At 59.4% G+C, this 11,732-nt stretch carries 9 protein-coding genes, 1 tRNA gene and 1 pseudogene; 8 read left to right on the top strand and 3 right to left on the bottom strand.

Features of this window, described 5'->3' with window-relative positions:
- The 5 genes from V8U06_RS28610 to V8U06_RS28590 form a co-directional block, all read left to right on the top strand.
- Positions 1-5,680: DUF5801 repeats-in-toxin domain-containing protein (locus V8U06_RS28610; RefSeq protein ID WP_427143564.1), on the top strand; the 5,680-nt coding region annotated here is incomplete at its 5' end.
- Between the two features lie 386 nt (positions 5,681-6,066).
- A complete protein-coding gene (locus V8U06_RS28605; RefSeq protein ID WP_226919240.1) occupies positions 6,067-6,372 on the top strand; it encodes an ETC complex I subunit in 306 nt (101 codons plus the stop codon).
- 9 nt (positions 6,373-6,381) lie between these two features.
- Positions 6,382-6,458 (top strand) — tRNA-Arg (locus V8U06_RS28600).
- A 374-nt stretch (positions 6,459-6,832) separates the two neighbouring features.
- Positions 6,833-7,195: a hypothetical protein gene (locus V8U06_RS28595; RefSeq protein ID WP_427143563.1), complete on the top strand. Its 363-nt coding sequence runs from the start codon at positions 6,833-6,835 to the stop codon at positions 7,193-7,195.
- Positions 7,158-7,574, top strand: coding sequence for a hypothetical protein (locus V8U06_RS28590; RefSeq protein ID WP_427143565.1), 417 nt, complete (start codon positions 7,158-7,160; stop codon positions 7,572-7,574). Before V8U06_RS28595 ends, V8U06_RS28590 begins: the two co-directional genes overlap by 38 nt.
- Here the strand turns inward: V8U06_RS28590 and V8U06_RS28585 are convergent.
- The 3 genes and pseudogenes from V8U06_RS28585 to V8U06_RS28575 all read right to left on the bottom strand — a co-directional run.
- Positions 7,471-7,916: pseudogene (locus V8U06_RS28585) on the bottom strand (transposase); the annotation flags it as partial. The gene V8U06_RS28590 and the pseudogene V8U06_RS28585 overlap by 104 nt on opposite strands.
- A 261-nt stretch (positions 7,917-8,177) precedes the next feature.
- Complete coding sequence (locus tag V8U06_RS28580; RefSeq protein WP_427143562.1) at positions 8,178-8,948, bottom strand: SGNH/GDSL hydrolase family protein; 771 nt, start codon at positions 8,946-8,948, stop codon at positions 8,178-8,180.
- A gap of 102 nt (positions 8,949-9,050) precedes the next feature.
- Positions 9,051-9,698 carry a class I SAM-dependent methyltransferase gene (locus V8U06_RS28575; protein ID WP_427143561.1) on the bottom strand — a complete coding sequence of 216 codons (648 nt, stop codon included), beginning with the start codon at positions 9,696-9,698 and terminating at the stop codon, positions 9,051-9,053.
- A 259-nt stretch (positions 9,699-9,957) separates the two neighbouring features.
- Between V8U06_RS28575 and V8U06_RS28570 the strand changes: the two genes are divergently transcribed.
- The 3 genes from V8U06_RS28570 to V8U06_RS28560 all read left to right on the top strand — a co-directional run bounded on the left by V8U06_RS28570 (position 9,958) and on the right by V8U06_RS28560 (position 11,639).
- Positions 9,958-10,254, top strand: coding sequence for a hypothetical protein (locus V8U06_RS28570; RefSeq protein ID WP_427143560.1), 297 nt, complete (start codon positions 9,958-9,960; stop codon positions 10,252-10,254).
- A 339-nt stretch (positions 10,255-10,593) separates the two neighbouring features.
- On the top strand, positions 10,594-10,782 hold the full coding sequence (locus V8U06_RS28565) for a hypothetical protein (protein WP_427143559.1): 189 nt from the start codon (positions 10,594-10,596) through the stop codon (positions 10,780-10,782).
- A 674-nt stretch (positions 10,783-11,456) separates the two neighbouring features.
- Positions 11,457-11,639, top strand: a complete 183-nt coding sequence (locus V8U06_RS28560; RefSeq protein WP_427143558.1) for a hypothetical protein — start codon at positions 11,457-11,459, stop codon at positions 11,637-11,639.
- Positions 11,640-11,732 lie beyond the last annotated feature (93 nt).

Genomic DNA, 11,732 nt, shown 5'->3' with positions numbered 1-11,732 from the left:
GGCCGCGGAGAGCGATATCCTGAACCTGCGCTCGCAGGGCTCCGGTCTGCACCCCGAGGCCGATAGTGCTTCGCAGCTTGCGCTGCTGGGCGGCGGCTTCGCTTCGACGGTCTCCGGTTCCGTGGCCTCGGTCGTGACGTTCGGCGCGGATGGGCTCGGCCGCTTCGCCTTCTCGGCGGATGCCGCGGCGACGATGACGGGCCTTGGCCTCACCTCGCAGGGCGGCACGGTCGTCTTCTCGGTCGAGCCGCTGACCGGCGCGCTGGTCGGCTATGTCGACGGCACGATCTTCGGTTCGCCGACGCCTGGCTTCCAGCCGCTGATCGACCGTCCCGTGATGTCGGTTGAGTTGGATGCGAACGGCAACTTCGTGTTCCGCCTCTATGACCAGCTGGATCATGTGAAGGCGGAAGGCGGCAACGGCGCGAACACCGAGCTTTCGACGAAGGCGGGCGGCGTTCTGTCCGGCCTCGATCTCGGCCGGATCGTCGAAGCCTTCGACGGCGACGGCGACAAGGTTCGCCTCGACGGCAAGCTGGTCATCACGGTCAAGGACGACGTCCCCACGGCCTCGATCACCGCGACAGGCAATGTCGTGGTTCATGACGAGACAGCCGGCCGACAGTCCAACGAGAGCTCGCTGTCAGAGCAGCAGTCGGTGAAGAACCTCTTCGCCGTGCTGGGCGCAGGCACTGCGCTCGGCTATGGCCGTGCGGATATCGTCAACACCTCGGTGACAGGCGGCTCTGACGATACTGTAACGCAGACGATAAAGCTCGAGATCGTTCCGGCAGACGGTGCGACGGGCCTGTCGTCGACGACGGGCGGCGCGATCACCCTTGTCATGGGTGTCAACGGCATCGTGAAGGGCGTGGATGCATCGGGTGCTCTGGTGTTCGCGCTGCATATCGACAGCGACGGCCGCGTGTCGGTCGCCCAGTACAAGGCGATCGAACATCCCAACACGAGCAGCTCGAACGACTTTGTCGATCTTGGAGACCTTGTGAAGGCAGTCGTGACCGTCAAGGATTACGACGGTGATACCGACACCAAGAGCATTTCCATCGGCAAGGCGATCCAGTTCTATGACGACGGTCCGGTTGCGCAGGACGGTGGCACGCGTGATCTTGTCGAGGACGCGAAGGCTGACGGCAGCTTCATCGCCTCGCAGGTAACGGGCAACCTGCCGTTCACGGCGGGTGCTGACGGTGCGACGGTGACGGCGGTATCCTACCGTCTCGGCACGACGATCATGGAAGTCGCCGAGAGCGGCCCGCCGGCAGATCCGGAAAGCTTCCCGGCCTTCATGTCGAACGGCGTTGCCGTGACGGTGACGAGTTCCGTGGATGCGGTGACGAAGGTCATCACGGTAACGGGTGTCGCGAACGGCAACCCCGTGTTCACGTTCACGGTGCAGCCGAGCGGCAGCTACGTGTTCGAACTGAAGGGTCCGATCGATCATCCTGACGTCGGTGAGACGGGTGCTGCGGACAAGCTGCGGCTGGTGTTCGACTTCACGGTGAAGGACGGCGACGGCGACACGTCGACGAACTCGATCCGGATCGACATCGCGGACGACGCTCCGACGACGCCTGCGCTGTCGGGCAAGGCCTATCTGAACGAATCGGACATCGCCACGACGTCGGTTGCGACGGGCGTGATGAAGTTCGACGGTGGCGGCGACGGTGCGAAGATCGTTTCGCTGAGCTATTCGCCGATGACGTCTGGTGGTGTTGCGCAGATCTACGACGCCGATGCGGGTGGTCCGACGGTGACGCGGATTGGCCTGACGTCGAACGGCCAGCCGATCCAGGTGAGCGAAGTTGCCGGGATCAGCGGTCCGACGCTGGTTGGCATGGCCAATGGCCAGAAGGTCTTCGAGGTCGTGGTGACGAACGTACGGACGGGCGCTTACGAAGTGCGCCTGCTCGGCCCGATCGATCATCCGGACAAGGGAGAGACGGGCAGCGACGATCCGTTGCTGATGCGCATCGACTTCACGGTGCGTGACGGCGACGGCGACACCGCCAACGGTCATATCCAGGTCTATATCAACGATGACGGTCCGGTTGCGCAGGACGGTGGCACGCGTGATCTCGTCGAGGACGCGAAGGCTGACGGCAGCTTCATTGCCTCGCAGGTAACGGGCAACCTGCCGTTCACGGCGGGTGCTGACGGTGCGACGGTGACGGCGGTATCCTACCGTCTCGGCACGACGATCATGGAAGTCGCCGAGAGCGGCCCGCCGGCAGATCCGGAAAGCTTCCCGGCCTTCATGTCGAACGGCGTTGCCGTGACGGTGACGAGTTCCGTGGATGCGGTGACGAAGGTCATCACGGTAACGGGTGTCGCGAACGGCAACCCCGTGTTCACGTTCACGGTGCAGCCGAGCGGCAGCTACGTGTTCGAACTGAAGGGTCCGATCGATCATCCTGACGTCGGTGAGACGGGTGCTGCGGACAAGCTGCGGCTGGTGTTCGACTTCACGGTGAAGGACGGCGACGGCGACACGTCGACGAACTCGATCCGGATCGACATCGCGGACGACGCTCCGACGACGCCTGCGCTGTCGGGCAAGGCCTATCTGAACGAATCGGACATCGCCACGACGTCGGTTGCGACGGGCGTGATGAAGTTCGACGGTGGCGGCGACGGTGCGAAGATCGTTTCGCTGAGCTATTCGCCGATGACGTCTGGTGGTGTTGCGCAGATCTACGACGCCGATGCGGGTGGTCCGACGGTGACGCGGATTGGCCTGACGTCGAACGGCCAGCCGATCCAGGTGAGCGAAGTTGCCGGGATCAGCGGTCCGACGCTGGTTGGCATGGCCAATGGCCAGAAGGTCTTCGAGGTCGTGGTGACGAACGTACGGACGGGCGCTTACGAAGTGCGCCTGCTCGGCCCGATCGATCATCCGGACAAGGGAGAGACGGGCAGCGACGATCCGTTGCTGATGCGCATCGACTTCACGGTGCGCGACGGCGACGGCGACACTGCCAACGGTCATATCCAGGTCTATATCAACGATGACGGTCCGGTTGCCGTTTCGGAGGTTCCTGTCGTCATCGCCGAAGATTCGGCGCAGACTGGCGGCAATCTGCTGACGAACGACACCCTGGGCGCCGACGGCGCCACGCTGAGCAAGGTCATCTTCGCCGACGGCACCACCGTGAAGCTTGCCGACGTCGCGCCTGACGCGGGCGTCTACAAGTTCGTCCGCGCAGAAGGCGAATTCACCTTCCGCCTCGACGGCACCTGGACCTTCAAGCCGGCGGCGAACTTCAACGGCAATGCGAGTTTCCAGTATGCCGTCACCGATGGCGACGGGGATGAAAGCAAAGCTGCGGCCGCAAGCATCACGGTCACGCCGGTCGCGGATGCGCCCGTTCTGGCAGTTGCCAATGCGACGGTTTCCTACACGGAGCCGGATGGCGTGAACATGGCGGAGCTGGGCAGTGCCTACCGTCTGTTCGCCGCATCGAACTTCACGCTGAGCGATGCGGATGGCACCACGGGTTACGGTTCCGTGACGCTGACGGCCAATGACGGGAACGATCGCCTGTACCTGACGCTGGCGGACCAGACGGCCCTCGGCGTCAGCCTGAACAACGGCACGGCCGCCTATACGAACAGCGAGCAGGCGAAGGCGACGCTGACGATCACGAAGGCGGGCGGCGGCAATCTGACCGACGCGCAGCTTGTCGAGGTGCTGAAGCATGTGATCTTCCACACGGACGAGACGACGGCGGCATCGGAGATCCACAAGGTCTCGATCACGGCCGTGGATCAGACGGGGCTTTCGAGCACGCCGCTCGAGATGACCGTCACTGTGAGCGGGACGAACGACACGCCGACCTGGAAGAACGCGGTTGTTTCGACGTCGACGCTGGAAGATGTCGGCTTCGCGCTACACGAGAAATTCGTGGACACGCAGGTGACGCCGGAAGACCGGGATTCGGACGGCAACGTCCAGGTAACGCTGACGGCGACGCATGGCGTGCTGAACATCGTGCTGATCCCCGGTGTGACGATCGTTGCGGGTGCGAGCGGCACCAACACGGTGACGCTGTTGGGCAGCCTCGAGGCTGTCGATGACATCCTGATCGGCCCCGACAGCTCGACGAGCGGCGTCCGCTTCGTGCCGGAGGCGAACTACAACGGTCCTGCGACGATCACGCTGACCGTGAACGACCTCGGCGACCAGGGGCTGGCAGCCAAGAGCGCGTCGTCCGTGATCAATATCGATGTTGTCGCGGTCAACGACCCGGCCGTCATCGGTGGCGATACCGCAGGCAGCATCTACGAAGACGCGACGCCGAACACCATCTCGGGCACGCTGACGGCGGACGACGTGGACAACGACGACAACGTCTTCCAGGTCGCAACGGGCAACGGCGCCTATGGTAGCTGGAAGATCGGCGCCAACGGTCAGTGGACGTATACGCTCGACAACAGCAAGCCGGCGGTGGATGCCCTTAACAACGGGGATAAGCTTACCGACACGTTCACGGTCTATTCCCAGGACGGCACCTCGCGTCTCGTCACTGTCACCATTCACGGTGTGACGGATGCGCCTCCGGTCCCAGACCCCGTTAATGCGAACATCTACTCGAACATTATGAGCGATGCTTTGCAGATCCCTGTTGAAGCCCTGCTGCATAAGAACGGCATCGGCCCGAACGATGGCGTCACGGTACAGATCATTTCCGGCGCCGTTCTGAACGGCGGTATTATTCAATATAGCGGTGGAGCTAGCGGTTCGTTCAGCTATCGCCTGGTCGCGGGAACAGAGGTTTCCGACCCTGCAGTCGTTTCAATCGCACGTGTGAATACCAGTTTTACTGGCACAAACGGTGATGATTTCTACATCGTTCGCAATTGGGGGCAAACTGACAAGGGCGATAACGGCAAGGACATCATCATCACCATGGGGAATACCATTTATGGTGATAATTCTGACGACTACCTTCAGGGCCTGGGCGGCGATAACACGTTGTATGGCGGCAACGGCAACGACATTCTGATCGGTGGCTTGAGCAACGTCTCGAACCACCTGTACGGTGGAAACGGCGACGATATCCTGCGCACGGGATCGGGCGGGGGCAACAGCTACCTGGACGGGGAATCCGGGCGAGATCTTATCGATTTCTCCGCTTTGACGCAGAGTGTTAACTTCACGCTTGTCCAGTCGGCAGTTCAGCAACATTTTGCTCACGGGACCCACACCACTCATTACGCAAATATGGAAGGCGTAATCGGGACGAACTTCAATGACACCCTCACGGGTTCTTCATCGAAGGACGTGCTGATCGGTGGTCGCGGAGACGACAAGCTCATTGGCGGCGGCGACAGCGATATCCTGACCGGCGGTGACGGCAAGGATACGTTCGTGCTCGATCCTTCGGCCTTGACGGGGTTGAATGCGGCGGACCTGATCACCGACTACAACCTTGCGGAGGGAGACCAGGTCGATCTCTCGAAGCTCTTCGCGAACGACTCGGCGCTGCTGAACAGCGTCATGGCGGACCCCGAAGGCAAGCTCGATCTGCAATACAATGCTGCAACCCAGCAGACCGGGCTGACCCTCGCGGGTCATACCGATCCGATTGCGCTCTTCTCCGGGCAGGTTACCACCATCAAGGTGCTGTTCGACGATACGCACAATTCGCAGATCTCGTGATACGCTACGACCGGGCGCCTCTCTGGCGCCCGGTCTGTTTTTCCTGACGTTGCAAGCCAGACGACCGGTTCCCGAGAGAGGGATGGCAGGTGCACCCTGCGTATTGTCGTGCGTGCCATTGCGGCTTGCCAGTATACGTGATCGCGGCTAAGACGGCGGAAATGTCATGAAGGCGAGCCGGACCGGCGCTGCGAAGGGCAAGAGCCGTCGTTGAAAAATCGATGGACTCTGTGACGACAATCACATCCTCGCGCATCGTTCGCTGAACGTTTTGATGGCAGATGCGCTTCCGGTCATTCCTCTTTCATGGAATCCGGGATATGCATGCGGACGCGCGCCGGTGGTACGGCCGCGCCGTTGTACGTGAATTCTCTGGAGCTGCTTCGATGACCGCGAAGATCTATCGTCCCGCCAAGACCGCCATGCAGTCCGGCAAGGCCAAGACTCACCTCTGGGTTCTGGAGTTCGATGCCGAGAAGCCGCGGACGATCGATCCGATCATGGGCTATACGAGCTCCGGCGATATGTACCAGCAGGTGAAGCTGACCTTCGAGACCAGCGAAGAGGCGATTGCCTATGCGACCCGCAACGGCATCGAATACCGCCTGATCGAACCGAAGGAATCGACCCGCAAGCGCGTCGCCTATCCCGACAATTTCCGCTTCAACCGCATGCAGCCCTGGACCCACTGAGGTCCCTCCGGCCCCTTAGCTCAGCTGGATAGAGCATCTGCCTTCTAAGCAGAATGTCGCAGGTTCGAGCCCTGCAGGGGTCGCCAAATCTACCCGTAATTTATTGATTTTAATATGGGTGCGACCCTGATTTCGCTGGTTTGGTTTGTCCCTGCGTTGACTGATCGAGGCGTTGCGCTGGATTTGAATTGGGCATTTCGCTTTCTTCTGCGGTTCCCTAAACAGCGAGGGGCGCTCGCGTAGTCGCAATACGGATATCGATCACCGGTGGAATCGCTGGAAGGTTTACTGTCCCAGACGCTTCAATGGGTAGGAGGCTCGGGCGTTTGAGGGCTTACTTATCCCTCATATCGCAGGCCCTCGGTAGGCCGAAACGGTAACATCATGCGGTTCGCATTGCTGAGCACGTTGTCATTCAGATTTATGTCTAGGCGGACCAACATCCAGCTCCAGGAACTGCATGACCCTCGAGGAAGTCACTGCGCAGCTGAACGGCTCCACCTTCTGGAAGGAGTTCACGTTTTCACAGAACCAGTTTTCGCCACGGCCTGGCCAAGAACTAAAACTCGCCGATAGCTTCGTCTGGCTCGGTGAGACGGCCTTCATCATCCAGATGAAAGAGCGGGCCGAACCAAAGGACGATCCCGAAGCCGAAAGGCGCTGGTTCAAGGATGCAATCATGCGGACTGCCGCACGGCAGATCAAGGACTCACTCCGATTCTTGAACGAGCACGCTTCGATCTCAATCGCTAATGAACGCGGGCAGCGTCATGAAGTAAGTGGTGATGATATCCAGCAAATCGAAAAGATCATCCTCTATTGACGCTGGTCCGTCACTGCCGGAAGATTGCCGGTGCATTCAGTACCATACCAGCCAGACCGCTGGTTTCATCCACGTATTCGAGCGGGATGCCTACACTGATGTCATCAAGACGCTTGCTGTTCCGGAGGAGATGCGGCGCTATCTGCAATATCGGCAGAATGTCCTTCGAGCGCTCTCTGATGCCCAGGTGACCGTTGTCGAAGCAGACATCCTCGCTGCGTACATGTCAGACGAGGCACTATCAACACCGACATCGCACAAGGTGCTGGATCGCCTATTCGACGATGCCGCTTCATATAGATCTTCCAGCCATCGCGGCGCAAGTGAACATGGACACGCCGATAGCCATACCGCACGCGTGTCTCATAAATCTCCTTGATGCATCTTTCGAGTGGGGCCTGCCCGGTGCGGCGGAGCTTGTAGTGGTAAGTAGACGTATCGAACCTCAGGACCTTGCAAGCCCGTCGGATCGATATGCCCCAATCCACCAGCATCCCGTCGATCAGCTTTCGCTGGCGGACAGGCCTCAGAGCTTTCGGCGGATGACGTCCTGTAGCATCTCGCGGTCCAGCGTCAGATCCGCGACAATCTTCTTGAGCCAATTGAAATAGGTCGCCTGGCTGATATCCGCCTTCCCGCAGATCTCTGCCACTGGCACGCCATCGTCGCCTTGCTTCAAAATAAGCGCCTTCTGGGCGTCCGAAAACTTCGATGCTTTCATGCTTCCGCTCCTGTTCCCAGCTGGGAAATTACCGCGGAAAACTCCAGTTATGAACGGTCCAGCTTTTGGGGATCAGAGCAGGTTTCATCGCAAGCAACGGAATAATGGCCTGCACGCCTGTGCGGGTTTTCAGCCGCTCGATACGATGCTGCAACTGGTATTCTATGGGTGAAGTATTCCGGTGCCTTTAGTGGCAAGCTGAAAATCGACTTCGATCAGAGCAATATGTCACGCTTCTGGGACCCCGAGCCAGCTTCTTAATCAAGAGAGAATATCCGCAATTTCTCTTCCGAAGAAGCTTCCCACCTCAGCGGCTCCGTTGGCGTTGAGATGGAACTGGTCGTAGAAGATGCCGTGCGTCTCGGAGAATTCTTGCTCTACGTCAATGAGGCGCAGACCGGCTGATAGTGCAAATTCTCGCGTCTGCGCATTAACGGCCCGCCTGCGCGCGGTGTAGTTTTCGATCCATGGCATTCTTGCGGCCGTGTACGCGTCGTTCCCGCGGTGAGCTGTGGTCGCGACAGCAAGCGGCAGGCCGAGATTTTCGCATGCCGCCTTTATTATTTTTAGAATGCCGAGCCGGTCTCCCATTTGGAGGTCAGGGAGAAGTGCGGGTTCTGGTTGCGGAATTGGAGGGTCAAAACGAATTGGCGTCAGATAAGGGTGTGTTGTCCAGAAACTATCCGGATCGAGCATGCAGTCCTGATCCATAATGCCGCTGGCCAAGACGACCAAACGCGGCTTGATCGGTGCGATCTTGTTAATAATCGCGTTCAGGATGTGCAGCGAGGTTGCTCCGGTCACTCCTCCATTTCGGACAGCGGTGGAAAACCCCAAAGAGCGCAATTCAAGTTCTGCATGGTCCGTCATCCTCTCCCCATGGTCGACAAACATGCATTCGATCACGCTATCGCCCATGACGATCACCTGCTCGTTCATGGCGGATTGATCAAGCGCGCTGCGGATAAACCCGTCTACATCGGCCTCGAAGAGGTAATCTTTGTCGATGAGCGAACCGTCGCTGCCTTTCACCTGCCGTTCCGGAGGGCGCATCATCTTAGACGAGCTTAGGTCTATCTCTTTCAGTCGTATCGAGCGCGGGGGCGACATATAGGGTGGTTCTCTGCGTTATTCTTACTCAGGTTTCCGCATCAGCGTGAGCGCATCTGAATCGGGATCTGCCCACTGAAACACCCTGTGGTCCAGTATTTCAAGGCCGGCTCGATGTGCGAAATGGCGAAACAGGTCGGACGTCATGTAATTGCGCCATCCCGGCGCCAGGTTGAAGTCCTGGTCTGGCTGCTTCGAATAGTTGGAATGGTGGAAAAATGCGCGGCCACCGGGCTTTAGGATGCGGTACGTTTCTCGCAAATAGGCAAAAACCGTCGTTGGTTCGAAATGAACCATGGCGTCATAGCTGAAGACCGCCGTCGCTGCCTCGTCCGGGATGAAGGCTAGGCTCTCGCCTCCTTCGGAATGAACGCACTCGACGTTTGGCATTTCGCGAAAGCGGTTCTTGGTAAATTCGATTGCGTCCTTTGACGTATCCACCAAGACCAGCTTGCCGCATCGGTCGGCGATTTGGGCTGCGTGCCGCCCCTTGCCGCAAGCGATCTCCACGACGAACGAGAGGTCCAGGGTGTCGAACTGCCTGCGGAAGACGCTTCCGGGCGTCCAAAACAAACCGAGCTTGTCTTCAACCTGGTCAAAATATCCGAAGTCCGGGCTGCTCTCGTCCCGCCATTTGTCAATCACCTTATCTTTGTGGCTTACAACAGACATTCACTTTCTCCCAACGTTTGGTTGAGGATCGCACGTTCAACTCGCCCTAGCAACAACTCCGCAGTTGCATGCGGAGTAGCTTACATGCTGGGAATTTCGGCCGCGTCAGCACCACTGTAGACCCACTCGAGCGTCGTTCCTTCCCACGATTTCATTCAGTTTTTATGACGGGCCCAGTCTGTTTGGGCGCGGAATTCTGATCTCGCCCGACTGGCCTGGGTGACTGCCATCCTTGCCTCGAACTTCGAAAGGACACCCCATGAACCGCACCACTCCAAATGGCACGGCGATCCTGCTAGCCTTCATTCGCAAGACTGAAGTCGGCCGGGACGACAGCGCATACTACGATGTCATCTTTGCGAACAAGCAGGGCAAGCTCACCAAGCCCCTGACATCAATGACCTACAGCGATATCATTGACGCCCAAAAGGGATGGTCCAAGAACCACATCTCCAGCGCAGCCGGGGCCTATCAGTTCATGCGGGTGACGCTCATCGACCTAGCGAAGACGAACCCGTCGATCAGCGGCAGTGACCTTTTCACGCCGGAACTTTAGGACCAGTTGGGCACCGGCTTCTCAAGCGGCGCGGCTATGATCTTTTCATCGCCGGCAAGATCTACCGAACGGAGTTTGGTAAGCGCTTGGCGCAGGAATGGGCGAGCTTCCCAGTTCTCGCAGCAACGATGACGCAGAGCATGCACTGAGACGGGGGCAGAGCTTCTATGCTGGCGATGGCCCGAACAAAGCGCTCGTGAGCCCGGAGAAAGTCGAATCCGTCCTTGATCGAGCGGTTATTGCGGGGCGCCTCGCGGTGGATAGGGCCAAGCAGGCGCCGGAGCCGGTCATCATCGAAAAGCCTGTCGTGGCTGACCCTGGTGACTTGAACAATCGCCGATGAAATCGAAGACGGTTTGGCAATGGATCGTCACGAGCGTGCTTGTCCCAGTTCTCGCCGTCTTCGATGACTGGCGGGTGCAGCTTGCCATCGTCGTTCTTGTCGCTGCTTTCGCGGCGTATGCAATCAAGCGGCGCTTCGAGCTCGCCAAGGCCGTCACGGACCTGAAATCCGAGATCGAAGCATAATCGGCCTCCTCGACGCCGCGAAACTGGCAGCTGGCGCGTTCCTCCGCACGCTGGTCGTCTATGCCTACACCCATGTGGCATCTCTGCCGGCTGCCCGATCTGAGGGCAGGGCGCTGGAGCGAGCCGAGCTCGATACGGCCACCACCAAAGCAATCGGAGAACTGACCCAATGAAGCTGACAAAGCTCGCGTTGCTCGCCGCCTGTGCCGCGAGCGTGGCCGCGTGTACCTCAACGCAACGGGTGTCTGCGTCGAAAGAGCGGCTGAATAGTGCCGCTCGCGCAGTCGTCAGGAACGTCCCTGATCGGTGCGCGCGGCGCAACCGTCACCGACCAGGACAAGATCGACGACACTGTCGCAGGGCTATGCGGGTCGAAGACCTGGGCCGTCGACGAATGCCGTCGGCACGACGAGGCAGCGGCACTCTGACGGAGGAAAGGACGATGGAAATTTCGCGGGCGCCTAAACTTGAATGGAACCTCAACACAATCCTGCAGGTGATCAGCCTTGCCACCTTCGCGGCCACGAATTTATGTCTGGGCCAACACCACCCGCGATATCGAAGAGCTGCAGCGCTGGCGGGTCGGCCACGACTAGTACCACAAGGAGCGGCTAGCAGAGGTCAAGGCCATCGAGGGCCGGACGGAAGAACGGTTCCGGTCTCTGGAAGGCGAGGTGCGCAAGATCGACAATCTCGCCTATAGGATCGCCGCGGCGGAGCAGACGACGGCTAGCACCGCGGCGGCTATCAAAGACCTGCAGGCACTCGTCTCGGCCCAATCTGAGGACATTAAGGTCATCAAAGAGATATTGCAGCGTATCGAGGCCACACATTGCGGCGGGATAGAGCGGCAGTAGTCGCCTTTCTGATCAAGGGTGGCTTTGCTCCCTAGGTGTGTGGTCCCGGAGTGTAACGGTGCATCATTGATCCTTGGTCGTCAGGAGGAGGAT

Origin of the sequence: Shinella sp. G-2, from assembly GCF_050172695.1 — a bacterium.
Classification (GTDB): domain Bacteria; phylum Pseudomonadota; class Alphaproteobacteria; order Rhizobiales; family Rhizobiaceae; genus Shinella.
Note: the sequence above shows the minus strand (reverse complement) of the source record. Positions and strands in the feature narration are given on the sequence as shown.